A 25,595-nucleotide genomic window follows, 5' to 3' on the forward strand; every position below is an offset into this window, starting at 1 on the left:
TACTCTTTTAAAATTTCAAAACTGTAATAAATAATGCTATATTACTCATTATGAGAAGAATGAAGGACGGACGATGGACACTGTAACCCTCACTGACAATCGAACCAACACGAGCTATACTTTTTCGATTTTACATCCTACAATCGGGCCGGATGTGATTGACGTACGTACTCTATATAATGATACGGGGATGTTTACGTATGATCCTGGGTTCACCTCTACGGCTAGCTGCAGCTCAAGTATTACCTACATTGATGGTGAAAAAGGTGAACTCTCCTATCGCGGATACGATATTAGTGATCTTGCTCTGAAAAAAAGCTATCTTGATGTCGCGTATCTTATCTTAAATGCTCACTTACCGAATGAAAAGGAGCGAGCAGAGTTCGATATTGAACTGCGTAAACGCTCTTTTGTTCATGAGGGGTTAAAACGTCTTTTTGATGCATTTCCGGATAAAGCCCATCCGATGGCAATGATGTCCTCTGCAGTATCGGCACTCTCAACCTTTTATTTCGAACACCTTAATGTTGATGATGATGAAGAAGCCCAGGTAATGGCACGGCGAATTATTGCAAAAATTCCTACTTTAGCAGCCTTTACGCACCGTCGTATGTTCGGGATACCCTATATTTATCCTGATATAGAACGCCCTTTTACCGAAAATTTTCTTTACATGATGCGCGCCTATCCTGGGGAAAATCTCGAAATTCGTGATGTTGAAATAAAGGCACTCGATACCATCTTTACCCTCCATGCCGATCACGAACAAAATGCTTCAACCTCAACTGTTCGCGCTGTTGCTTCTACCGGTGCACATCCTTACGCTGCACTTTCAGCCGGAATCAATGCGCTGTGGGGAAGAGCACATGGCGGTGCGAATGAATCGGTAATCGCTCAACTGGAATTTATCGGTAATGTTGATAATGTAGACGAATTTATAGCCCGTGCTAAAGATCCAAACGATGATTTTAAACTCATGGGGTTCGGACATCGTGTTTACAAGAACTTCGATCCCAGAGCAAGGATACTGAAACATCTTCTAGATCAACTAAAAGATGAATTGGGTGTCAATAACGAGTTACTTAAAATAGCCGAGAAGATAGAGAACATTGCTTTGAATGATGAGTATTTTATTCAGCGACGTCTTTATCCCAATATCGATTTTTATTCGGGACTGATTCTGACCGCCCTTAAAATCCCGAAATCAATGTTTACTATTATTTTTGTAATTGGACGCTCAGTCGGATGGGTAGCTCAATGGATTGAACTTAAAAATGATCGTGAAATGAAAATTGCACGTCCAAGACAGCGTTATATCGGTGAAGTCAAAAAAGGGCTGTAAAAAATTTTAGCTATAATAAGAAACTTTATCTATTTTGAGGAGCTTTTATGGAATGTGAATTCCCTACGGTAAATGCATCTAGCGTTGAGATTATCTCTATTTTAAACGATGTAAAAACCATTGCCGTCTTAGGTCTCTCACCTGATTCGAGCAAAGATAGCTACCGTGTTGCGGAGTATTTAAAAAATGCGGGTTACACAATTATTCCTGTTTACCCCAAAGAAGAGACAATTTTAGGCGAAAAAGTATACCGTTCTCTCCTCGAAATTCCGGGTACCGTTGATATGGTTAATATCTTTCGTAAACCTGACGCACTGAACGCGGTTGCTGATGCATGCATTGAGCGTGGTGATGTAAAAGTGTTTTGGGCCCAAAAAGGGATCGTTAATAACGAAGCGGCAGAAAAAGCAAAACTACATGGAATGCGAGTGGTTCAAAATCATTGCAGTATGGTCGAACATCGACTTATCCACGTATAAAGGGAAGAATTGATCGATTTAGAAACAATCTACAAAGCACATGAACGTATACGCGATACGGTAGTCAAAACGCCTTTTGCCTACGCTCCACGATTAAGTGAAGAGAGCGGCATGGAAATTTATCTTAAAAAAGAGAACCTTCAGGTAACTGGTGCTTTTAAAATACGAGGTGCTTATAACAAAATAGCGACTCTTTCTGCACAAGAACGCTCTTGCGGTGTTATTGCCGCGAGTGCAGGTAATCATGCGCAGGGTGTTGCTATGGCAGCGCAGATGTTTGGAATAAAAGCATTGATAGTTATGCCAGAATCAACTCCGCTGACAAAAATAAACGGTGTCCGCTACTATGGTGCTGAGGTCATTTTGGCGGGCAGTAATTATGATGAAGCGTATGGATATGCGTCGAAGTATGGTAATGAACATGGGATGGTTTTTGTCCATCCGTTTGCCGATGAAGCTGTTATGGCAGGACAGGGGACTATTGCTATCGAAATGATTGAAGCGATGAATGATTTAGATGCAATCGTAATTCCTGTAGGTGGTGGTGGCTTGATTTCAGGCATGGCTTCAGCAATTAAAGCCCTCTCTCCTAAAACAGAGGTAATCGGTGTGAGTGCGGTAGGTGCACCTGCGATGAAGGAGTCTTTTGAAGCCAAAAAAGCCATTGACACTACATCAGTCCGTACAATCGCGGATGGAATCGCAGTACGTGATACATCAGAAATCACCCTTAAACATATTCTTGAAAGCGTTGATCGTATTGTCAGTGTCGATGATGAAGAGATCGCCAATGCGATTTTATTTTTATTAGAGCGCCAAAAACTGGTAGTAGAAGGTGCTGGTGCAGTGGGTGTTGCAGCTGTTTTGCACGATAAATTAAATGATTTAAAAGGGAAAAAAGTTGCTATTGTCCTCAGTGGAGGGAATGCCGATGTCACACTCCTGTCGATTATTATCGAAAAAGGGCTTATTAAATCAGGTCGCAAAATGAAACTGACCGTCACTTTGGTGGACAAACCGGGTGCGTTGATGCAACTCACCGAAATGCTTCAAGGGTTGAATGCTAATATCGTCCATATCGCTTACGATCGAACCTCGACGACGCTGGCCTATGGAGATGCGAATGTGATGATTCATTTGGAGACAAAAGGGGAAGATCACCAGTCACAAATTCGTGCCTTACTAAAAGAGCACCGCTACTTAAGCAGTGAAGAGCACTAAAGTAAAGGAGAAGAGATGGAACCATTAAAATTATTTAATATAAAAGCTCCCATCCTTTTTCTTAAAACCCTAAACAACAACCAGCTTGGGATCATCGATGCCCAAAATGCGCTTCGAATCATTGATTTGTCAACGTATAGTGTCGTAGGTGGATTTAAAAGTAACATATCGCATGAGCGGATTATAGGATCTCATGTTGATATGACTCCCGATGGGGAACTCTCCATAACGATGATACCCTCAAGCAATAAAGCGGCTGTCTTTAATGTACCTAAAAAAGAACTTTTATATAAAGTAGGACGCCACCAAGGTGAGATAGAGAGTGTCGGATTGGATCCAAACGGCAGATACTGTGTCACGTGTGGTCAAGATGGAAAAGCTTTTGCTTGGGTACTTAAAACCGCTCGTTTAGCTTTTGCTATGCCTCCACATGCCGATTTTATTTCAACCGTTGCTTTTAATGATAACGGACAGTGGATCGCTACGGGGAGTTATGATCGAACCATCAACCTTCTCAATATGGCAACGATGAAGCATCCGTTGAAATTACGGGGCCATACCGGTGCGATTATTAAGATACAGTTTTTACCCGAAGCAAAACTCCTTTCCGTTGACAAAGAGGGGGTTCTGATCGTCTGGGATATGCGTAATGGCAAGATTATCAAGCGTTTGCAAAAAATGAATGATGATGTAACAACAATGACGGTAAGTGTGGATAAAAAATTTGCTTTTGTTGCTACTAAACTAGGTTATGTCGGCTTATACGATTTACAGACCTTTGAACTGATAAAACAACGTTACATTAAAGAGTCAGAATCGATCACGACCATCGCTTTTATACCTGATGGATTTCGTTTAGCCATAGGAACTCTAGAAGGAAATGTTCGGATTTATTCACTCTTAGGAAACGAAGATGCTCATATGCAGTTATTGCGTGAGAGAAGCTATAAAGCATTTTATGATGTGCTTGAAGAAAACCCTATGATTCTCTACTCAAAACCTTATGAATTAGCAGAGCGTATATGGGCGGATACCTTAAATAAAGCACGACACCATCTGGAAAAAAATGAACGCCATCAAGCCAAAGAATTGCTAGATATGTTTTCTGGAATTCCTAAAAAAAATGCGTTTATTACTCAAATTATGCGTGCGTATGAGAAATATTCACAATTTCAAAAATATGTGGAAGAGGGGCGTTTTCCGTTGGCGTATTCAATGGTAAAACAATTTCCGGCATTTAAAGATTCTGAGCCGTATCGAAAAATGGAATTGCGCTGGAAAAAACTCTTTTTGAAAGTGCAAGAATTGATTTTAACCCCGAATGGCGATGAACAGGCGAAAACTCTTCTTGCTCCTTATCGGGGTATTTCGGAAAAAACGGTACTGATCCAACAGCTTTTCGATCAACGACGGATGTATGAATATCTAAAAAAAGTGATAGCAAGTCGAGATTTTGTGAAGTTTTTTGATCTCATCAAAATGCATCCGTTTTTAAAAGAGTTCGCGGAATACAACGCGATCATGGATTATGCCGATAAACTCTACATTCAGGCTCAAAAAGCTTACATGCAAGGTGATTATGCGACGGCTCGAAAATCGTGTGAAATTTTGATCAACTTTCCCGATTATACCGCTGAAGCACAAGAGATGGCTGATACTATTCGTGTCAAACACCTTTTCTATGATGCGATAGCGTCCAGCAATCTTCCTAATGCATTTTCGTATCTCAGTTCATACCCTTTGCTCTATGAGACTCCAGAAGCACAAGTATTGGAACGCCAATGGAACATACTAGTGGATCAAGCGCAGCGTTTAGCGGCAAAAGGGTTAGCCTCAGAGACACTTAATGTTTTTGAACCTTACTTTGGTATTACCGATAAATACACGGCAATGGCAGGAGTGGTAGCGCAAGCGTATTGCGTTCAATTGGAACAAAAACTAAAAAATAAAGAGTCTCAAACTCTACTAGAGCAGGGGATTCGACAATATGTCGGAATCTTTGGAATAGACGAGGGAATATTGACTATATATGATTATTTTAAAGCGCGATATTCGAGCACTCTTGATATTGATGCACTTCGTCAAGGTTCGCATGAAGCTTGGACCCCATCGATACGTATTGCTGATATTGCTCTCTCATGATTGCTATTGATTTAGGTTCAAATACCATTCGGTTTATCGAATTTGATGGTAATATATGGGGAAAAAGCTTTGAGAAAATTGTAAAAACCGCTGAGGCTTTACATACCACACAGTGTATAGGGATGAATGCATTAGAGCGGATTCTGGGTGCTATCGATGAAGCACAAAATATTCTCGATTTTTCTTCTCATACGGTAGTAGCTTATGCTACCGCAGCTATGCGGCTTGCACTTAATGCTACAGAAATTTTGAGAGAAATCGAAATAAAAACAGCGATACATTTCACGGTTATTGATGCTGAAAAAGAGGCTTTTTTGACCCTGATGGCGGTCAGATATCGATTAAAACAACTCAATATAAACCCAGAATCGTTTGTATTGGTCGATATTGGCGGCGGTTCTACTGAGCTAATATCGTTTAGCAATAATGAGATAGAATCGGTAAGCATAAATATGGGGATAGTAACGGTGAGTGAAAGTGCCGATTCACTGATTGCTTTAGAGGGTAAAATAGAGTTATTCAAAAATAAAATAAATGAATCACTCCCCCACCTCTCTTCTAACTCCCCTTTGATACTTAGCTCAGGGACTCCGACAACCATTTCAGCTTATGTACTGGGTATGGACTATGATCATTATGAGCCTGAAAAAGTGAACGGGTTTCATTTGAAACTAGGAGAGTGTTATCGTGTGTATGACGAACTTTTAGCGATGGATAGTGCTCACAGATGTACCTATGTAGGGGTAGGGCGTGAAAACCTTATCATTGCCGGAATTTTGATGGTTACCGCTATTTATGATGCTGCCCAATGGGAAGAAGCGATCATCATCGATGATGGATTACGTGAGGGAATTGCATTGGAATATTTCATACGGTCATAATATTGTGCCATTACCATTAAGTTCGTTATAATTGAAAATAAAAAAGAGGGATGAGGCTTGAAATTAACTAATATTAAACGTGTCGGTATGATCCTTCGCCCTTCTACTCCTGAACTTAAAGTAATGTTTTTCGAAGCAAAGCGGATATTTGAATCACGCGGTATCGAAGTGATCATCGATAACATCAGCGGCGGTATGATTGATGTTATGGGACAACCTTTTGAGATGATGTGTGAAAATAGCGATTTTCTCGTAACCATCGGTGGTGATGGAACCCTCATTTCAGCCGTTCGCCGATCCTATCATTATCAGCTCCCTGTATTAGGGATTCATGCGGGAAAACTCGGCTTTCTCGCTGATCTTGATTTCGCGGAACTCGAATCGTTTGTGGATAAGATGTTGAATGGTGAATACCGTATCGACAAGCGTTCTATTTTGCAAGCAACGATTCACAATTCCAAAGGGGTCAATGAGGTATTTGCATTTAACGATATTGTCCTCACGCGTCCCTCTATCGCAAAAATGATCCATATCGAGACCTATGTTGATGGACAAAGTTTTAACACCTATTTTGGTGATGGTGTCGTCGTATCCACACCTACAGGTTCAACTGCCTATAATCTCTCTGCAGGAGGACCGGTTCTTTTCCCCCTTTCACAGGTATTTGCGCTAACTCCGATATGCCCTCATTCACTGACACAGCGTCCCATGGTATTCCCAGGACATTTTGAGATAGAGATGAAAACTCCCGATGCCAGTGCTTTGGTCATTATAGATGGTCAAGATCTTGTCAAAATAAGTCACAAAGACACGGTCAATATCAAACTCGCCAGCGGTGTTGCCCATCTGATTCATCGTAAAGAATTCAACTATTTTGAAGTCCTTAAAGAAAAAATGGGGTGGGGGAATTAATGATCGAGAGGTTTTATCTCAAAGAATTTTTAACCTTTAAAGAGGCAGAGATGGAGTTCCATCCGGGGCTGGTTGTTTTTACCGGACCCAGTGGAAGCGGAAAGTCTATATTAATGCGCTCTATTTTGGCTTCGGTGGGGTTGGAAAATGTTGACGCACAGATATGTGAATCGAGTGTAGCATGGCGTATCGATGAAGATCGATACGGGCTACAAAACGAATCTATCAATATTTTTCGTCATGTCAAAAAAGAGAAAACCCGCTATTTTATCAACAACCAAAGCACCTCAAAGTCGTCGATGGAATCGATCAGTTCTAAGCACCTTCGCCATTTGAGCCTAAAAGACTACAGTGACTTTGAACCCTCGGCATTGCTCAACCTTTTGGATGAGCGACTAAGTGCACACACACCAAATCATCTCCAAGTATTACAGGCACATCAAGAGAAATATAGTCAATTCAAAGCTCTTTCTGACCAGCTCAAAGAGATTGAAGAGAAAGAGAAAAATCTCTCTGAACTTAAAGAATTCGCTCTGTATGAGATCAACAAAATCGATGCGATAAAGCCTAGAATCGGAGAAGATGAAGAGTTAAACCTCATTAAAAAGCAGCTCTCCAAAAAAGAAAAAATCGAGAATGCTATTGCAGAAGCACAATCAATCTTTGGGTATGAATCTTCGGTCAGCTCTGCGTTAGGATTATTAGAAGTAGATAGCGCATTTTTCGATGATGCGATGAATGAACTTCGAAGTATTTTCGAAAGTGCCTCTGAGCGTCTCGAAGAGCTTGAAGAGGTATCGGTTGAATCGATTTTAGATCGTATAGAGCAGATTTCGGAGTTGAAACGGCGTTATGGAGGGGTGGAAGAGGCACTTGCGTATCGTGAGCAAAAAGCACTGGAACTCGAATCCTATGAGACGATAGAACACTCCAAAGATGATCTTGTCAAACAAATAGCACTCCTTAAAGGATCGCTGGAAGTTTCTGCAAAAGAGCTCTCACAAAACCGTCAAGGGGTGCTCAAAGGGACATTGGAAAAACTAAATGAATATTTAGGGATGCTCTATTTACGAGAAGCAACTCTCCATCTTGAATCTATACCGCTGAGCTTTAGCGGTGAGGATAAAGTGATTTTGGGTCTAGCGGGAACCAGATTGGATAAACTCAGCTCGGGGGAGTTTAATCGTCTCCGTCTTGCGCTATTGGCACTGGGAGTTGAGAGTATGCAAGAAAACGGCGGAGTCCTTATGCTCGATGAAATCGATGCGAATCTCAGCGGTGAGGAGTCGATGAGCGTTGCGAAAGTACTTCGACATCTCTCTACCCACTATCAAATTTTTGTTATCTCTCATCAGCCTCAACTCACTTCGATGGGGCAACAGCACTTTTTAATCTATAAAGATGATGAGAGCCGTGTTCGTGAGCTAAATGATGAAGAGAGAATCGAAGAGATTGCCCGCATCATCAGCGGTGAGAGTGTCAGTGATGAGGCACGTGGGTTCGCCCGAGATTTATTTGAACGGATTCGAGGTTAAGAGATGATTATAGATACTCATGTCCATTTGGATGATGAACGTTACCGTGAAGATTTTGATCTGATGATGAATCGTGCACGAGAAGCAGGGGTGGAAGCGTTTATCATCCCAGGCGCTCATCCCGCTACGTTAGCGCGAGCGATTGAAATTTGTGAAAACTACGATGATGTCTATTTTGCGGTGGGGGTTCATCCCTATGATATGGAGCATATCGATAGTGTTGATTTTGAAACGTATGCCGCTCATCCTAAATGTGTCGCTATCGGTGAGTGTGGACTCGATTATTTTCGTCTGGAGGGGTCAGACGAGGAAAAAACAATCGAGAAAAAACGTCAGGATGACGTGTTTCGTAAACATATCCGCTTCGCTAAAGCGGTCAAAAAACCTCTGATTGTCCATATTCGTGATGCTTCGCACGATTCGAAAATGATCCTTTTAGAAGAGGGTGCCGGTGAAGTTGGGGGAGTGCTTCATTGCTACAATGCCGATGATGAACTTCTTTCCTTAGCTAATGAGGGATTTTATTTCGGTATTGGGGGTGTTGTTACCTTCCAAAATGCCAAAAAGTTGGTCAATGTTTTACCGAAAATCCCACACGATAAATTGCTCATTGAAACAGATGGTCCTTATCTCACTCCACATCCTCACCGTGGTAGCCGCAATGAACCCTCTTATACCCGTTTTGTCGCTGATAAAATGGGGGAATTGTTAGGGATGAGTGTAGAGTCTATCGAGTCCTTGACAACCCGAAATGCTAAAAATCTATTTGGTTTAGGATAGTGCAATGGAGAGGATATGAGGCAGCTATTAGTATTTATCTTACTTCTCCCCTTTTATGCTTATTCCATAGGATTCGATCTGAATGATCGAAAAAAAATTGAAGTATTAAATCACCTCGATATTCCTCCCTCTTATCTCAAAGATCCCTATTTACACGATATGTATGCAGAAAAAAAACGTGAATGTACGCTGAACGGGTTTGCAGACTCATCTGAAAATGCTGATGTTTTTATCCCAATGCTCTCTTCGCTTATCGCGCAATCAGATTTACCGAGTGAATTTATATTTGTAGCTTTAGTTGAATCACAGCTAAGAGTAGAATCATCATCTTCTAGAGGTGCAGCAGGATTGTGGCAGTTTATGGAGAGGACAGGAAAATTACACGGGCTTCAGATTAATCAGTATGTTGATGAGCGACGAGATCACGTCAAATCAACACGCGCTGCAATCGCTTATTTGAGTACATTGAAAAAGAAATTTGGTAAATGGTATTTGGCGCTTATCGCCTACAACTGTGGAGATGGCAGACTCGCTAAAGCGATCCGAAAAGCGGGAACGGATGATATTCACATTTTGACTGATCCAAAGAGAGGTTTGCTCCCCAACGAGAGTCGTAACTACATACGTAAAATTGTTGCTCTCTCTTTGTTGGCAACGGATGAGCTTTTTTTATCCCAAATCCAATACGATCTCTTATTGAATACATCACAAGAAAATCCCTTAATAACCATTTATTTACCGGAAGGAGAAGATATCGACCGTATTGCGGCAGTTTTAGAGATGCCTAAAAAAAATCTTGTTCGACTTAATACTCATCTAAAAAAAGGAATTATTCCTCCAAACGAACAAGCTTATCCGGTGTATATCCCAAAGGATAAATTGGATGATTTTCGTCATAAATTTAGAACCAAAAAGCTAAGCGGATATTTTGTCATGCATCGTGCCAAATCGGGTGAAACACTTGAACAGCTCTCTCGTCGTTACAATGTTCCAAAAGCATCTATTATGATGGAAAATATGATCGGTGAAAAAGAGGGTAAAAATCTAAATCGACGGATTAAAATCCCTATTAATAAGCCCTTTTTAAAAAAGAGTGGTTTACATACCGTTAAATCGGGTGAAACCCTTGTTTCAGTAGCACAATTGTATAATATTTCTCTTGATCAAATAAAACTAAAAAATCCATTTTTAACCAATACATTGAAAGAAGGCGAGGAGATAAACATTGATGATTAAAACATTGTTGATTATTACGACGATCATTCTCGGTGGATGTACCACAAAAAGTGGTTCCTATTCCTACCAGCCAACAAAAACATCACAAAAATATCCCTCACAACAACTTGCATCTGCACCATCAAATGTGTACAAAAAAAACGGTGAACTTCACGCAACAATGCGTCCTTATTCAGTATTTGGAAAAGAGTATTATCCTACAGTGGTACGTATTGGAGATAGTTTTAGCGGCAGAGCCAGTTGGTATGGTAATGATTTTCACGGCAAAGCGACCAGTAACGGTGAGGGATACGATATGTATGCTATGACCGCTGCGCATAAAACTTTACCGATGAATACAGTGGTACGTGTGACTAATGTGGAAAATAATCAACAAACCATTGTTCGTATCAACGATCGTGGCCCATTTGTCGAAAGCCGCATTATCGACCTTTCTTATGTTGCCGCACAGAAAATCGGTCTCGATAAAAAAGGGACTGCACCGGTCACACTTGAAGTTCTGGGCTTTGAACCAAGTGCAATGCGTACCATTGATATGGCGAGTTTGGCCAAAGGTCCTAGGGAATCGGTACTAAATGCTTTTTTTGTTCAAATAGGCTCGTTTGAACGATTCGAAGGTGCATTAAGTACGAAACAAAAGTATGCTTCTTACAACGGCTATTCGGCAATTATTAAAGATACAGAGTATAATAACAAACGATTATTTCGTGTTTGGCTGGGTGGCTTCAAAAGCGAAGCTGAAGCGAGAGATTTTATATCACAGGGCCATTTTCAAGGCTCTTTTATCATAAGGGAATAAAATGATCCACAAAAAACGACAAACCAAAGAGACCGATATCGACTTGTCACTGCAACTTTTCGGAGAAGGCAAAAGTACGATTTCGACCAAAGTGGGCTTTTTGGATCATATGCTAGAGAGTTTTGCAAAGCATGCTCAGATTGATTTAACAGTAACGTGTGATGGCGATGTCCACATTGATGATCATCACAGTGTAGAGGATATAGGGATTGTTTTAGGTCAAGCTTTACGTGAAGCGATTTATCCTATTGAAAAAGTAGAACGATTCGGAAGTGCCACCATTGTGATGGATGAAGCGGCAGTGACGTGCGATTTGGATTTGAGTAACCGACCGTTTTTAGTGTATGATGTTCCGGTATCTGGGAAAATAGGGACGTTTGAATCGGAATTGTCCGAAGAGTTTTTTCGTGCCCTTACGTTTAATGCTGGAATTACGGCACATATTATCATGGTACGCGGAAAAAACAAGCACCACATCATAGAAGCAGCATTTAAGTCTCTGGCTGTTGCACTTCGACGTGCGTTGGCTAAAAACGAACGTGCCGGCGTGCCGAGTACCAAAGGTGTTTTATGATTAAACTCCTTATTCTGGATGTTGATGGGTGTATGAGTGACGGAAAGATTACCTACACTGCCGATGGGTTGGAACTCAAAAATTTTAACGTAAAAGATGGCTTTGCTATTAAAGCATGGGTAAAGATGGGACATATTGCCGCTATTATTACCGGACGTAACTCTTCGATTGTCGAACATCGCGCTAAAGAGCTTGATATCGCCCATTTGTACCAAGGAGTTAAAGACAAACGTGCTGTAGCTGAAGAATTATGTGCGCAACTCGGTATAAAATCACATGAAGTGGCGGCTATCGGAGATGATTTGAACGACTATAAACTGCTTCAATGGGTAGCTCAAGCCTATACCCCACAAGATGGATCAGAATATTTGAAAAGTTTTACGGATGTGTTAGAGCGAAACGGTGGAGATGCGTGTGTACGTGAAATGATTGAAAAAGTGATTCGTCGTAACGGTGAAGAAGAAAAATTTTTAAATCAATGGTTTTAAATGACAATCAATCTCTTTTTTGTTGCCCTTTTAGCGTTATTATTAGGAATGTATGGGTATTTTACCCCAAGTTATCCTCCTTCACAGAGCGCTGGTGAGATTGCCAAAATCGAATTGATGGACTTTACCCTTTATGAAGTTTCGAAAAAAGGGATTGATCATATTTTAGAAGGAAAAGAGGGTAAAAAGTTTGATGAATATTATACGGTAACATCAGCGAAATTTAGCGATAATACGAAAGAGTTATTCCAAACGATCCATTCACGTAACGTTGAATACCGGAATGATGTGATTGATCTCAAAGAGAATGTCCATTATATCCGTGAAGATGGATTAGAATTTCGATCCAATAATGCAAAGTATGAGACAAAAAAATCTTTAATTTCTGTTAACGATCATTTTGTAATCACCCAAAAATCAAACCGTATCGATGGGGCAAATCTCATCTATAACAACCAACGCGATACCGTATCTGCTGAAAATGCACAGGTTCGTTATCAACTTAAATAGGACAATTTTATGATACGATTTTTACTTATTTTATCTTCAGTCATGGTTTGTTTGGCTTCGTCTGAGGAACTTAAAGTGATCTCCGATAATTTCAAAGGGGATCAGCGTCAAGGGGTCTCAGTTTTTAACGGGAATGTCAAAGTGACTAAAGGCAAAGATGAACTTAATGCCACCAAGGTTACCATCTATACCGATAAAGAGAACAAACCGACAAAATATTTGGCAGAGGGTGACGTTTCTTTTTACATTGTTACCGAAATGAATGAAAAATACAAAGGTAAATCTCAAACGGCAATTTTTCTTCCCAATGAAAACGAATACCAATTTTTTACAAAAGTTGATTTGATTCGTATGGATGATTATCGTCGAGTAAAAGGGGATAAAGTTGTAGTTAATACGATTCATGGGCATGCTTCGGCTGAGAGTGCAAACAATGAGCCTGTTATTATGACCTTTACCATCCAAGATAAAAAATCCAAAAGTACCCCTAAATGATAGAAATTATTGATTCATCCTTTATGACCTCAGCGCCAAATATTAGGCTTACTCCGGAAAATGAGTACCAAAATGAAGTTGCCTTTATGGCACGTTCAAATACCGGTAAAAGTTCATTACTAAATACCTTGACTCAACGAAAATCGCTTGCAAAAGTCTCTGCCACTCCAGGGAAAACACGCCTGATCAACTATTTTGATGTTGTTTTTGCCGATCGAGAAACGAATGAACGTCTAAGTGCAAAATTCGTGGATTTACCGGGGTTCGGATACGCAAAAGTTGCTAAATCACTTAAAACGGATTGGGAAAGTAATTTAACAAATTTTATCTCTGAACGAAAACAAATCCGCATTTACGTTCACCTCATCGATTGCCGTCATCCAGATTTGGAGATTGACCGTTCGGTTGATCACTACTTAAATGAAATTTGTACCCCCGATCAATCTATTGTCACTATATTTACAAAAATCGACAAGTTGAACCAAAAGGAGCTCAATGAGCTTAAAAATCGCTTCCCAGGGGCGCTTATGGTTTCAAACTCAAAACGTCGAGGGGTTGATAAAATCGTAGAGCACCTATACCGAATACTAAAAAGTGATATTGAATGAACATCACTTACAAAAAGCCAACCCTCAACGATATTTCTGCTATGCAGATGCTTGTTGAGCCTGAAGTTGAAACGGGAGTTATATTAGCACGGAGTAATGATGAAATAGCCACCAATATACGATCGTATTTTTTAGCAATGAATGAAGACAAACTTGTTGGGTTTGTCGCACTACATATTCATTCTCCATCATTGGCTGAGCTTCGATCTATGATTATCGATACGGCGTATCGCGGTCAAAATATCGGCACTACTTTAGTTGAAAATGCGTGTGAAGAGGGACGCCGATTAGGTTTAAAAGAGGTGCTGGCACTTACCTATCAACAACGCTTTTTTGAACGTTTAGGATTTATTGAAATTCCTAAAGAATCAATCCCTGAACATAAAATTTGGGCTGATTGTATTAAATGTAAACACTTTCCGATATGCAACGAAGTTTCTCTTATCAAAACATTATAAACCGACTTCTTTTAGTTGGTTTGTTTATCGTTTACATCAGCTTAAGCAGTTTGTATCTTTTACTGCCGCCACTCTTAGCGCTCCTTTTTTATGCTTATTACGATGCATTGAGTAAACATGATCTTTTTGGTTTACTCTTAGTCTCGGTTATGCTTTTGATTTTTGAAGCAGAAAAAGGGTTTTGGTTTGGCAGTAGCATCTTGTATTTTACGACCCTCTCTCTTTATCTAATCCCTAAATTAGAGCAGCTAATACAATGTCGTATTTGTATGGTTGGTATATTTGTCGCTCTTGCTTATCCAGGGTACTTTATCTATATTTGGGTCGCAAATGGTATATTTTTACTTCCATCGCCTTCAATAGATTGGCATATGGGACTTTATATGATTATTGAATTTTTAGTGATTGCGGCGATAGTATGAAAACTAAAATCTTATTGACTCTTTTTATTATTGTATGGATCGGATTACTAGTACGTGTTTTTAATCTTGCTGTTCAATCCAATGAATATTACGAAGGGCTTTCAGAAAATAACAGTATTAAGACAGAGTTTTCAGCACCGGTGCGCGGAGAAATACTTGATCGTACCAATGAACCGATCGCAATTAATGAATTAGGCTTCAAAATCGCTTTGGCTCCCCATCTTACAAAAGGAAAAGATACCTCCTTGCTGGACAAAGAGATAGCGTATCTTCTTTCTATGATTCCAACCTTGGACAGTAAAAAAATAAAAAAAATCTATAAACAAAGCGACTCATATTACAACCATAATTATATTGATGTTGTTGATTTTATCCCTCACGAAACTATTATTCCTCTCTATTCTTTGATGAACTTACGTGATACGATTAAGATATCTCCTTCGCCGAAACGGTTGTATCCCTATGGAGCGATTGCATCGCATTTGATTGGTTATGTGGCCAAGGCAAATCAAAAAGAGATTGATAAAGATCCGGCATTACAGCTTTTAGGTCATGTAGGAAAAAACGGTATTGAAAAATATTATAACAACTATTTGCAAGGTGTAGCAGGAGAACGACGTATCAAAGTCAATGCTCATAATGTCGAAATCGAAGAGATAGGACGTACTACAACCAAAGAAAATCGAAATTTGGTTCTTAATATCGATATGCAACTCCAAAACTTTATTACACAATCTTTTCAAAAACGGGTAGGCAGCATTATTGTCATGGACATCCACGGTGCGATTTATGCCGCAGGAAGCTATCCTGAATATGATCTAAACTCTTTCGTCTCAGGGATCAGTTCAAAAGATTGGAATACATTGATGAGCAGTGTTGATGCTCCCTTTACTAACAAAATGATCAATGGACTCTATCCCCCAGGATCTACGATTAAAACAGGAATGGGGCTTATCTACGTAACATCAGGGATGTTAAATGAAAACTCTACGGTGCAATGCAGCGGTTCGATGAAATTAGGCAATCGTGCTTTTCGATGTTGGAAGGGGAGAGGACATGGTCAAACTGAAATTTCAAAAGCGATTACCCAAAGTTGTGATGACTATTTTTATAAAGGCTCATTAGAAGTCGGGATTGAGCGAATGAGCACCAATCTTATGCGTATGGGATTAGGAAAAAAAACGGGGATTGATCTTCCGAATGAATTCATCGGTACCGTTCCAAGCCGCGCATGGAAGAGAGAAAAATTTAACAAACCGTGGTATCAGGGAGAAACGCTCAATACCTCTATCGGTCAGGGAGATTTTTTGGTTACACCGATGCAAATGGCACAATTTACAGCCCTTATGGCTACGGGGAAATTACCGATACCTCATGTTGCCAAAAAAATCGGTGACACTCCTTATACTCCCAATTCCATAGATATTTTGACGCAAACGGAAAAAGAAAAACTCCCCATCATTCAAAAAGCTATGCGTGGCGTCTGTAATGATCCTGGCGGAACGGCAAAAGGGTTTGTATCTACTCGTTTTCCTATCGCGGGAAAAACAGGAACCGCACAAACAACAGGGATTGCCCAAAATGTTAAACAGCGTCAAAGTGAACACTCTATGGACTATTTTAGCCGTTCTCATGCATGGTTTACCACGTACGGACCAGCGGATAATCCTCAGTTTATCGTGACGGTATTGGTAGAACATGGAGGACACGGAGGTGAAGCTACAGGAGGAATCATCTCATCCATCTATAATAAACTAGATGATTTGGGCTACATTAAAAAATAATTTATTCTTCTAAGGTACGAACAATGAGACTTTTAGGGAGATTGAATTTTTCAATCAGCTCAACCTCTTTATGACGCATTTCACCGTTATCGATTTCATGGTCAAATCCGAGTAGATGAAGGATGCCGTGAATAAAGAGGAGGGCAATCTCATCATCTTCACTGTGCCCCAACTCTCGTGCTACACTTGTTACCTTATCGACACTAATAATAATACTCCCAAGTGGAGCACCGGGAAACGGATCATTAGGAAAGCTCAGGACATCTGTCGCTTTATCGATGTTGCGAAATTCTTGGTTTATTTCGGCTATTTCAGTATTATCGGTTAGGATTAACTCAATCTCTTGTTGGGTTAAAGCATCAGCAATTTGCTCTAAAAGGGAAAAATTATAGGATTTGTCGGTTCGGTTATCAAGTTCTATCATAATGACATTGTAGCACAAGGATGAAGTTGGTACAATCTTAATATATGTTTTATGGTGTTAAATTAAAATAAGAATCTGATATGACTTATATAATAGCTTTGATTATGTTCATCATCTTGATGATGATAGTACTGTTGTACACATTCTTTGTGCTTCAGATTATTGAGATAATTCACTATCTCTATTCAAAAACCCCTCATACCGATGAGACAAGCACGATAACGGGAATGAGCGATTTTCAGATACGGTTTTCTCGGTTGTGGAATCGTGAAAAACAAATAGAACTCTTCAAAAGTTCTCTCGCTCGTAAACGACACAAAGTAATCTTGGTTTTGGTTATCTTGTTTCAGTTTGCCAAATTGTATGAATACGGCGGTGATTATATGAACGACGAGGGACGATACCCGCAAGCTAAAGCGTGTTATGCCGTAGGCTCCGTCGCAAACGGCTATTCTAAAATGATCGCATTAGCGGGTTCTCCCGATGAATACTGGATCTATCCCTTTTACCAATCGTTCGAATGGATGAAAAAGATCCTTTATGCGGTAGGAACCCCCCATATCCCATTAGACGATGCCGAAATCGCACTATGGCGATACGAATGGTTTCATTACCCCTATGTCATCAAATTCCATGAACAGCTTGGACTAGGCAACAAACGTGAGTCACGTGAAAGCGCTCCTGTTCAAAAAGCGGCATTGGATGATTTGTGGAACATTATCGAAACAATCAACACTAAACCCTTCGCCGATAAAAACCGGGAACGGGAGGCGTGGATGGATATGCCGGCGATGATTGAATATTCACATTTACATGCAAAATACAGTCTGCCGTATGAGCAATGGCAGGATGTATCACTTGCATTGGTATCAACTCCTAAATATGTAAAACGTAATTATCAAATGGATCAGTGGCTCACACGTCTCGAACAACGTTATCAGCAAAGCAATATGAAACCATTGATCCAAAAAGCCCCTCAGATCGAGGCGATACGCCAATCTGCTCTCTTATTGGTTTTTGAAAAACAAATGAGGATGAAAATATTAGCACGGAGATTTTCATGTGAAAGCGATCTGATCAAGCGTTATGCCGCACTCCGTAATCGGTATTTCTCCGGTAAAAATCCTGTTTTTCTCGACATGCGCTCGCGCGGTATGGGTAAAAGGGTTAATGCTATGATCGATACATATCAGAATAATATTAGCGCAGAATTTACTCGACAGATGCTTGGAGAGTTTTGCGCAGTGAAAGTAGAGGGGGTATCCCCTGAATCACATCCGTATAGTGATGGCATGAAAGGATGGTTTCAGGACCTAACAAGTGAGAATGACATTTATAGCAAAGAAATTACAATCTTAAAGGAGATCACACATGAGTAACAACGCTATATGTGTTACATTTTTTTTCTATATAAGAGGATACTTTTGAAACGTTTTAGTGAGTGGAATAATAAAAAAATAACGATTAACGATAAAAAAGCGATTTTTTTTAAAACCCGTGAGATTTTTTACGCTCATATAGGCGAAAATGTCGGATATGAACAAGATGGAAAAGGGGAAGATTTTGTCCGCCCCGTATTAATTTTCCAAAAGTTTAACAACAGTGTATTTTGGGGAATACCTCTCACTAGCACGTTACGAGAAGGAAAATTTTATTATCATTTCTCTTTTATCAAAGATGTAACAAGTGTTGCTATACTTTCGCAATTAAAAATGTTTGATGCAAAACGTTTGGATCGAAAAATCGGAAAAATAAATAAAGAAGCTTACAAAGAATTAAAAACGAAGGTGATAGGATTAATGAGTTCAGAGGAGTAAACTCCTCCGGGGTCTTATTCAGACATTTGTAGCATAATTATACACTAAAAAAAGAAAAAGTAGTAAATATGAAAACGAAAAAAGCACTTTGTATTATGAGCGGCGGGATGGATTCGACCCTTGTCGCCTATATCATGCGCTCACGAGGCTATGAGATCGTCGCATTGCACTTTAACTACGGACAGCGCACCGTGACAAAAGAGCTCTCTTGTTTTCGTGCTATATGCGAGGATTTAGGTGCAAGTGAGAAATACGAGATCGATCTCGATTTTTTTAAAACCATCGGAGCCTCAGCGCTCACTGATCATAGTATCGATATCCCTACAGGTGGGATCGAAGCGGGTGTCCCCATCACCTATGTACCATTTCGAAATGGAATCTTTCTCTCTATTGCTACCGCTATAGCTGAAAAAGAGGGGTGCTCGGTTATCGCTATCGGTGTGGTCGAAGAGGACAGCAGCGGTTATCCTGATTGTCGGGAAGCCTTTATCGAGACGTTTCAAAACGCGGCAAATTTGGGAACAAAAGAGACAACCACTATTACGATAGAGATGCCGCTCGTTCACCTGCAAAAATCTCAAATTGTTGATGAGTCACTTCGACTGGGTGCACCGCTTCATCTTACATGGAGCTGTTACCAAAGTGAAGAGATGGCGTGTGGTGTATGTGACAGCTGTCGCTTACGTCTGCGTGGGTTTGAGCGTGCGGGAGCGGTTGACCCTATCGATTATGTTTGACGCATCAAATTCACCGATAACGATCCATTATCGTCCTCGAAATCGTAATACCTATATTACCATTACCCACAACAGCGAGGTGTGTGTCCGTACTCCCATCAAAGATGAAAAGCGTATACGCTTAATTTTGCGAGAGAGAGAAAGCTGGATTCGATCTAAACTTACGGTAATAGCGTCTCGAACACAACTGGAGCATACGCTTGGAGAAACAATCTGCTTTCGAGGAGAATGTGTTTCACTGGCACAATTTCCTCATCTTATCAAAACACTCGAAAAAGCTAAAAACAGTGTTGATATTGAAAAATATTACTCACTTTTTTATAAAAAAGAGGCACATTTAACCCTTCCATCACGTGTAGCACACTATGCAAGAAAGATGAATTTACATCCTAAAGAGATACGTTTTAAAAAAATGAGACGACGATGGGGGAGCTGTAGCAGTGAAGGCATCGTAACTCTCAATACGATGATGATGCAGCTCACGTATGAGCAAATTGATTATATTATTGTACACGAACTCGCCCATCTGTGTCACATGAATCACTCAAAAGTATTTCACGATTTGGTGAGAATGTATTTACCTCACGAAAAAAGTCTTAGAAATGAGCTTAAAAAGATTAGACCTCTCGGGTGTTAAGAAATGCCCCTAATCCGATATTGCTCCATGCACGTGATTTTTGCAAATAATTTTCCATACTTTCATATATTTTTTTAAAATCAGGATTTGATACACTTTCGATTTTTAGATACTCTTCCAATGCTTTTTTTGCCGCACGATTTACATCATCAGGAAATTTTTGAATCGTAATTCCAAGTTTTTGAATCTCTTGAAGCGCATCTAGATTTTTAGAATGAAACTCTAATGACATTCTTGAATTCATCTCTTCTGAGGCTATTTGTACAATTGCCTGGTGTTCGCTTGAGAGTGATTCCCACACTTTTTTATTAAAGGTCAGTTCCAATACCGATCCCGGTTCGTGCCAGCCTGAATAGTAATATTTAGCGACTTTGTAAAATCCCATTTTTAAATCCAATGCGGGCCCGACCCATTCGGTCGCATCAATCATCCCACGCTCCAATGCAGGATAAATCTCACCAGCAGCAAGAAGGACAGGATTGACCCCCAAACGGGAAAAGACTTCGCCCCCGATACCAGGAACACGCATCTTGAGACCTTTGAGGTCTGCGAGACTACGGATAGGTTTTCGGAACCATCCCCCCATTTGAACATTGGTATTACCCCCTAAGAGGGGATAGAGATTGTGTTTAGCATACATTTCACGCCAAAACTCCATCCCCCCTCCAAAAAGCATCCATGAGTTTATCTCCTCAGACGTAAGACCAAACGGTGTGCCGCTAAAGAGAGCAAATGCACTATTTTTCCCTTTCCAGTAATAAGGACCTGAGTGAAATATATCGATTTCGCCGGTACTTGCCGCATCGAAAACCGCTAGAGCAGGGACAAGGGTCTCTTTGGGATAGATTTTAATGATGAGGCTCCCACCGCTTGCCGCTTTAACCCGCTCGGCAAAATGTTCTACCCCGGTTCCCATTATCGGAAATGATGCAGGCCAGCTAGTTGCCAACCGAAGAGTCACTTTTTTTTGTTTTTTGCCAGAGGTAGTATCTGCTGTTTCTGTGAGTTGTGAGGGGTGTTTGGAATAGTCGATCGCTTGACGATTATTTTCGTTACAACCATTCAACAGTAATGCAGCGGAAGCCGTAGCACCTGTGGTGATAAAAGTACGTCGGTTCATTAAATCTCCTAAAAATCGAGTTCAAGTTGTTTCATGGAAGAGCGTGAGGGGTTGAGAATCCCTTTGTCCACACCCCCTACAAGTGCGAAATGGAATACTTTAGATTGCAAAATACTCAACACTTCTTCGCTATAGCGATAAAAAAAGATATTTTCGACACCGATAGTGAGTGAGGAACGCATCGATTCGGGAACCAGATAGATGATCTTTGCCCAAGAAGCCTGAGCATCTAAAAAATCAATCTGCTCATCAATAAGCTCAAGAAGCGGTTCGAAGATGACAACCCGATCACTGCTGCCGAACTCTTTGCTCTCTAAACGTGAGTTTGTAAATACGGGGATAAAATGGGCCATTTTACCAAAACCACGAATCTGAAAAGGGATCCGCAAAAAAGTAAAAAAGAAAAGAAGATGTTCTAAATACGGGATGAAAAACGGCGAGAGCATTTGTCGTTCATAAAACGTATCATTATGGATAAATGAGGTCTCAAAAAGGGTTTGTTCGATAATGGTAATTGTTTTTTCCTGAGCACGAATCAGCTGAGAATGTTCAATAAAAATATCCGAATCGGTGAGGGTAGGGGAAAACAAAACAATCGATTTTTTCTCTAACGGCCAAAGTTTTTCCCAGATCTCTTGCATTGTTCCCTCAACATTACAAAAATTAGCAGGGGTAGAAATCATACGAGAGAGACTAAGTGTGATAGGATCACAAGCAAAAACCTGAAGCTCTTTCTCTAGGAGATAAAAGCGGAGCAATTTTTTGAGGGCACTATCGATATTTTCAACTTTAATCCATGCCACTTCACTATCACTGATCTGCGTCGGTTTGTCGAACATTACACCATAAGCACCATTCTGAAGTGCTTCGGCGATATCTTCAGGAGAATAAGCGACAAAGAAAGAGCCTCGCTTCACTTTGGAAGGATCAAAGACGACACTTTCAAAGATACTGACCGAAGGATCTCCTAAAAGAGAACCTTTGCTCAGTGCGAGGATATTTTCAAGTCTCATCCAACCGAACTTCCACTAAGACGCGGTTTTTCAGGACGAACGAGGCACAATCCGTCTGCATCTTTAGCAGCCAGTATCATCCCCTCAGACAAAAGTCCCATCAGTTTTGCCGGCTTGAGATTTGCAACAACACATACTTGGGTATTAATCAACGATTCTGCGCTGTAGTATTCGCGAATTCCGGCGACGATTTGGCGCGGAGTCTCTTCCCCGAGGTCAACTTTGAGTTTGAGGAGTTTTGAGCTTTTCGGAACCTCTTCGGCATCGAGAACCGTTCCGATTTTGATTGACGTTTGGAAAAACTGATCGATGGTGATTAATCCATCTTCAGATACAGTCGTCTCTTTTTTATCTTCCATTTTTGCTTTTGGTTCTGCTTTTGGTGCTTCATCGATCATCGCTTTGGGAGCTTCTTGCATCAACGGCTCATCAACACGAGGGAAAAGAGGGGGGATTTTTTTGATCGTAAAGGTCTTAAGCAGCCCTTTATTGAGGACTAAATGATTATAACTCTCGGTGATGATCTCAAATCCGAGTGCATCGGCGATTTTCGCAGTGGTACTCGGCATGATAGAGTTGAGCATCACTGATGCTTTAGCCAAGAGATTAGCTATTAATGCAACCGTAGCGAGTGCCTCATCATTACGACCCTCTTTGATTTTAACCCACGGCGCATGCTCTTCAATCGCTTTATTACCGATACTGAACACTTTCCAAAGCTCTTCGAGGTAACGGTGAAGCTGTAACTCACCCAAATAGGTTTCGAGTGAATCCAAGATGGCATGTGCATCGTGAAGCTCTTTAGTGTGATATTTTTCAACATCAACACTGTCGATAACAAAATCAGAGTACTTCTCGCTCATTCCGATGATACGGTTGAGGAGGTTGCCTAAATCGTTGGAGAGATCAGAATTCATACGGTCGATCAATGCACGCTGAGAGAAATCGCCATCTTGTCCGAATGGAACTTCACGCATCATGAAATAGCGAAAATTTTCTACACCGTAGTGTTTAGATACTTCTCTAGGATCAACGACATTTCCTTTTGATTTTGACATTTTCTCACCATCGCGTGTCCACCAACCGTGAGCACCGATATGCTTTGGTAACGGCAATCCGAGACTCATCAAAAATGCCGGCCAGTAGATGGCATGGAAACGGAGGATATCTTTACCGACCAATTGCGTCGTTGCCGGCCAAAATCCCATTTTTGCTTCGTCGGAACCGTATCCGAGAGCCGTGACATAGTTCATCAGAGCATCGAGCCATACGTACATAACGTGTTTTGGTTCGTTCAAGACTTGCGGTAAATGTACACCCCAGCTAAAACTGGTACGGGTGACAGAGAGATCATTCAATCCACCCTTTACAAAACTGATGACTTCGTTACGGCGTGATTTCGGCAGGATAAACTCAGGGTGTGCTTCATAATATTCTAATAATGGTTTTTCATATTTGGAAAGACGGAAAAAATAGCTCTCTTCTTTGAGGATAGTGGTCGCTCTGCCACAATCAGGACAACATCCTCCGTCCATGAGCTGAGACTCAGGGAAAAAGGTCTCACAGCTTACGCAGTAGTTACCCTCATAAAAATCTTTGTAGATATCGCCGTTATCATACATTTTGGCAAATGCGGCTTGAACCCCTTTTTTATGGGTTTCATCCGTAGTACGAATAAATTGATCGTAACTAACATCAAAATCATCCCACAAATTACGAAACGTCGCACTGATCTCATCCGCAAATTGTTGTGTCGGTTTAGAGAGATTTTTAGCCGCTTCTTCGATCTTTTGACCGTGTTCATCCGTTCCGGTGAGAAAATAGGTCTCATTACCGATCAAGCGTGAATGACGTGCGAGGGTATCGGCGATAAAGGTCGTATAGGCATGACCGATATGGGCTTCACCGTTTACGTAATAAATAGGGGTAGTAATGTAGTTTTTCATTTTTATCCTTTAGAAATTCAATCGTTTTATTAAAAATCAAACCCGCCGGTTTCACCTTTGGACATACTCTCATAGACGGCGCGGATGTATTTGGTACGAATTTCACATCCGATACATTTTTCACACACATAACAGCTCGTTACGGTTTTTTCTTCTTGACACTCTTGGAGAATTTTTATGGTTTCATCCAATCGTGATTCGTACTCACTGTTGTCCTGCATAGACACTCATAACCTCGTTGATTTCATTTGTTGAGCCAAAGAAACATGGGCTGGTATCATGGACGTGACGCGGCTCTTTTTCGAGAACGCGTGCTGTACCGTCAACCGCTTTACCGCCCGCTCGCTCAAAGATAAAGGCAAATGGGAATACTTCAAACAACATACGTAGTTTTCCCTCAGGTTTATCGGTGGCACCCGGATAGCTGAACAATCCGCCCCCTTTGAGGAGGATTTGGTGTAGGTCTGGAACCATACCGCCTGAGTAACGGAGGCGATAGCCACGGGTAAAGAAGCTATCGATCATCGCTTTATGGTACGGCGCCCAGTACTGTTGCGTACCGCCCGGAGCCATGATTTTTCCTTGTTCGTTGAGGGTAATGTGTTTTACAAACTCAAACTCACCGTTTTGGAGGAGATAGAGGGATACCTGTTTCTCATCAGCAAATACGAGCTCAACACGTGGACCATATACGACGTAACATGAAGCTACCATTTTACTCGGGGTAAAAGCCCCCTCATAGATACCGAAGATCGAACCGACACTGAGGTTGACATCCACAAGCGATGAACCATCCAGTGGATCAAATGCGATGAAATAATGACCGCTTTCATTGAGCACCATCGGCTCTTCTTTCTCTTCACTGGCGATAGTGTGAACACCAGGAACTTGGCTAAGTTCTTCCTCGATAATCAAATCGCTTTGGATATCGAGTTGGAGTTGAGTTTCGCCTGAGCTATTTTGCTCTTGGGAGTAGCCGATATCTTTGACATCAATCGCATTTTTAATACGAATAGCACTTTTTTGGATCGCTTCTAAAATAACATTCATTCCATAACCTTTGCGTGAGCTAAAATCCACTCGATCACATGATCGGGGTTGTTGAGATCGAGTATTTCTATCCCCTCGGGAATAGCATAATGGGCAGTGTCGATGCTCTCATCGATTGCCAATGCGTTCATGTAGGGGAAATAATCGGTATCGATAGAGTTTCTAAAGATACTGATACGAGGAAG

28 protein-coding genes and 1 pseudogene are annotated in these 25,595 nt (G+C 40.8%); 22 read left to right on the top strand and 7 right to left on the bottom strand.

Annotation, left to right across the window (positions count from 1 at the left end; genetic code table 11):
- Positions 1–73: 73 nt before the first annotated feature.
- Genes PHR02_RS03095 through mrdA form a run of 18 tightly spaced genes read left to right on the top strand, consistent with a single transcriptional unit; the run spans position 74 to position 16,666 of the window.
- Positions 74–1,342 carry a citrate synthase gene (locus PHR02_RS03095; protein ID WP_299988781.1) on the top strand — a complete coding sequence of 423 codons (1,269 nt, stop codon included), beginning with the start codon at positions 74–76 and terminating at the stop codon, positions 1,340–1,342.
- A gap of 47 nt (positions 1,343–1,389) precedes the next feature.
- Complete coding sequence (locus PHR02_RS03100; protein ID WP_299988784.1) at positions 1,390–1,821, top strand: CoA-binding protein; 432 nt, start codon at positions 1,390–1,392, stop codon at positions 1,819–1,821.
- A gap of 9 nt (positions 1,822–1,830) precedes the next feature.
- Positions 1,831–3,042: a threonine ammonia-lyase gene (ilvA, locus tag PHR02_RS03105; protein ID WP_299988787.1), complete on the top strand. Its 1,212-nt coding sequence runs from the start codon at positions 1,831–1,833 to the stop codon at positions 3,040–3,042.
- A gap of 15 nt (positions 3,043–3,057) precedes the next feature.
- A complete protein-coding gene (locus tag PHR02_RS03110) occupies positions 3,058–5,184 on the top strand; it encodes a hypothetical protein (protein ID WP_299988790.1) in 2,127 nt (708 codons plus the stop codon).
- Entirely contained in the window at positions 5,181–6,065 is an 885-nt protein-coding gene (locus PHR02_RS03115) for a phosphatase (protein WP_299988793.1), read from the top strand. The genes PHR02_RS03110 and PHR02_RS03115 overlap by 4 nt, the downstream gene beginning before the upstream one ends.
- A gap of 57 nt (positions 6,066–6,122) precedes the next feature.
- Positions 6,123–6,977, top strand: coding sequence for an NAD(+)/NADH kinase (locus tag PHR02_RS03120; RefSeq protein ID WP_299988796.1), 855 nt, complete (start codon positions 6,123–6,125; stop codon positions 6,975–6,977).
- Positions 6,977–8,512, top strand: coding sequence for an AAA family ATPase (locus tag PHR02_RS03125; RefSeq protein ID WP_299988798.1), 1,536 nt, complete (start codon positions 6,977–6,979; stop codon positions 8,510–8,512). The genes PHR02_RS03120 and PHR02_RS03125 overlap by 1 nt, the downstream gene beginning before the upstream one ends.
- A gap of 3 nt (positions 8,513–8,515) precedes the next feature.
- On the top strand, positions 8,516–9,292 hold the full coding sequence (locus PHR02_RS03130; RefSeq protein WP_299988800.1) for a TatD family hydrolase: 777 nt from the start codon (positions 8,516–8,518) through the stop codon (positions 9,290–9,292).
- A 15-nt stretch (positions 9,293–9,307) separates the two neighbouring features.
- Positions 9,308–10,528 carry a lytic transglycosylase domain-containing protein gene (locus PHR02_RS03135; RefSeq protein WP_299988802.1) on the top strand — a complete coding sequence of 407 codons (1,221 nt, stop codon included), beginning with the start codon at positions 9,308–9,310 and terminating at the stop codon, positions 10,526–10,528.
- Positions 10,521–11,327, top strand: a complete 807-nt coding sequence (locus PHR02_RS03140; RefSeq protein WP_299988805.1) for a septal ring lytic transglycosylase RlpA family protein — start codon at positions 10,521–10,523, stop codon at positions 11,325–11,327. Before PHR02_RS03135 ends, PHR02_RS03140 begins: the two co-directional genes overlap by 8 nt.
- A 1-nt stretch (position 11,328) precedes the next feature.
- Complete coding sequence (gene hisB / locus PHR02_RS03145; RefSeq protein ID WP_299988809.1) at positions 11,329–11,901, top strand: imidazoleglycerol-phosphate dehydratase HisB; 573 nt, start codon at positions 11,329–11,331, stop codon at positions 11,899–11,901.
- Complete coding sequence (locus PHR02_RS03150; RefSeq protein ID WP_299988812.1) at positions 11,898–12,389, top strand: HAD hydrolase family protein; 492 nt, start codon at positions 11,898–11,900, stop codon at positions 12,387–12,389. Before hisB ends, PHR02_RS03150 begins: the two co-directional genes overlap by 4 nt.
- Positions 12,390–12,899 (top strand): hypothetical protein, encoded by a 510-nt coding sequence (locus PHR02_RS03155; RefSeq protein WP_299988814.1) that lies wholly within the window; start codon positions 12,390–12,392, stop codon positions 12,897–12,899.
- Positions 12,900–12,908: 9 nt separating this feature from the next.
- Positions 12,909–13,394: a lipopolysaccharide transport periplasmic protein LptA gene (gene lptA / locus PHR02_RS03160; protein WP_299988817.1), complete on the top strand. Its 486-nt coding sequence runs from the start codon at positions 12,909–12,911 to the stop codon at positions 13,392–13,394.
- Positions 13,391–14,002 (top strand): ribosome biogenesis GTP-binding protein YihA/YsxC, encoded by a 612-nt coding sequence (gene yihA, locus PHR02_RS03165; protein ID WP_299988820.1) that lies wholly within the window; start codon positions 13,391–13,393, stop codon positions 14,000–14,002. The genes lptA and yihA overlap by 4 nt, the downstream gene beginning before the upstream one ends.
- The gene (locus tag PHR02_RS03170) at positions 13,999–14,460 is read left to right on the top strand and encodes an N-acetyltransferase (RefSeq protein WP_299988823.1); all 462 of its coding nucleotides are present in this window, start codon (positions 13,999–14,001) and stop codon (positions 14,458–14,460) included. Before yihA ends, PHR02_RS03170 begins: the two co-directional genes overlap by 4 nt.
- Positions 14,427–14,882: a hypothetical protein gene (locus PHR02_RS03175; RefSeq protein WP_299988826.1), complete on the top strand. Its 456-nt coding sequence runs from the start codon at positions 14,427–14,429 to the stop codon at positions 14,880–14,882. Before PHR02_RS03170 ends, PHR02_RS03175 begins: the two co-directional genes overlap by 34 nt.
- Positions 14,879–16,666, top strand: coding sequence for a penicillin-binding protein 2 (gene mrdA, locus PHR02_RS03180; RefSeq protein WP_299988830.1), 1,788 nt, complete (start codon positions 14,879–14,881; stop codon positions 16,664–16,666). The genes PHR02_RS03175 and mrdA overlap by 4 nt, the downstream gene beginning before the upstream one ends.
- A 1-nt stretch (position 16,667) precedes the next feature.
- Here mrdA and ybeY read toward each other — a convergent pair whose 3' ends face one another.
- A complete protein-coding gene (gene ybeY, locus PHR02_RS03185; protein WP_299988833.1) occupies positions 16,668–17,090 on the bottom strand; it encodes an rRNA maturation RNase YbeY in 423 nt (140 codons plus the stop codon).
- A 149-nt stretch (positions 17,091–17,239) separates the two neighbouring features.
- On the opposite strand from ybeY, the gene PHR02_RS03190 reads away from it, so the two are divergent.
- The 4 genes from PHR02_RS03190 (at position 17,240) to PHR02_RS03205 (ending at position 20,281) form a co-directional block, all read left to right on the top strand.
- Positions 17,240–18,469, top strand: coding sequence for a hypothetical protein (locus PHR02_RS03190; RefSeq protein WP_299988835.1), 1,230 nt, complete (start codon positions 17,240–17,242; stop codon positions 18,467–18,469).
- A 45-nt stretch (positions 18,470–18,514) separates the two neighbouring features.
- The gene (locus PHR02_RS03195; protein WP_299988838.1) at positions 18,515–18,907 is read left to right on the top strand and encodes a type II toxin-antitoxin system PemK/MazF family toxin; all 393 of its coding nucleotides are present in this window, start codon (positions 18,515–18,517) and stop codon (positions 18,905–18,907) included.
- 68 nt (positions 18,908–18,975) lie between these two features.
- A complete protein-coding gene (gene queC / locus PHR02_RS03200) occupies positions 18,976–19,644 on the top strand; it encodes a 7-cyano-7-deazaguanine synthase QueC (RefSeq protein ID WP_299988841.1) in 669 nt (222 codons plus the stop codon).
- Positions 19,637–20,281 carry a SprT family zinc-dependent metalloprotease gene (locus PHR02_RS03205; protein ID WP_299988843.1) on the top strand — a complete coding sequence of 215 codons (645 nt, stop codon included), beginning with the start codon at positions 19,637–19,639 and terminating at the stop codon, positions 20,279–20,281. Before queC ends, PHR02_RS03205 begins: the two co-directional genes overlap by 8 nt.
- Here PHR02_RS03205 and dctP read toward each other — a convergent pair.
- The 6 genes and pseudogenes from dctP to PHR02_RS03235 form a co-directional block, all read right to left on the bottom strand.
- Complete coding sequence (gene dctP / locus PHR02_RS03210; RefSeq protein ID WP_299988846.1) at positions 20,262–21,401, bottom strand: TRAP transporter substrate-binding protein DctP; 1,140 nt, start codon at positions 21,399–21,401, stop codon at positions 20,262–20,264. The two genes, PHR02_RS03205 and dctP, sit on opposite strands and share 20 nt — an antisense overlap.
- A gap of 8 nt (positions 21,402–21,409) precedes the next feature.
- Positions 21,410–22,414 carry a hypothetical protein gene (locus tag PHR02_RS03215; protein ID WP_299988848.1) on the bottom strand — a complete coding sequence of 335 codons (1,005 nt, stop codon included), beginning with the start codon at positions 22,412–22,414 and terminating at the stop codon, positions 21,410–21,412.
- On the bottom strand, positions 22,411–24,360 hold the full coding sequence (gene metG / locus PHR02_RS03220; RefSeq protein ID WP_299988851.1) for a methionine--tRNA ligase: 1,950 nt from the start codon (positions 24,358–24,360) through the stop codon (positions 22,411–22,413). Before metG ends, PHR02_RS03215 begins: the two co-directional genes overlap by 4 nt.
- A 29-nt stretch (positions 24,361–24,389) precedes the next feature.
- Positions 24,390–24,581 (bottom strand): hypothetical protein, encoded by a 192-nt coding sequence (locus PHR02_RS03225; protein ID WP_299988854.1) that lies wholly within the window; start codon positions 24,579–24,581, stop codon positions 24,390–24,392.
- A complete protein-coding gene (locus tag PHR02_RS03230) occupies positions 24,565–25,410 on the bottom strand; it encodes a class 1 fructose-bisphosphatase (RefSeq protein WP_299988857.1) in 846 nt (281 codons plus the stop codon). Before PHR02_RS03230 ends, PHR02_RS03225 begins: the two co-directional genes overlap by 17 nt.
- Positions 25,407–25,595, bottom strand: a pseudogene (locus PHR02_RS03235) (molybdopterin-guanine dinucleotide biosynthesis protein MobB); the annotation flags it as partial. The pseudogene PHR02_RS03235 and the gene PHR02_RS03230, both read right to left, overlap by 4 nt.

Source organism: Sulfuricurvum sp. (assembly GCF_028688295.1).
GTDB lineage: Bacteria > Campylobacterota > Campylobacteria > Campylobacterales > Sulfurimonadaceae > Sulfuricurvum.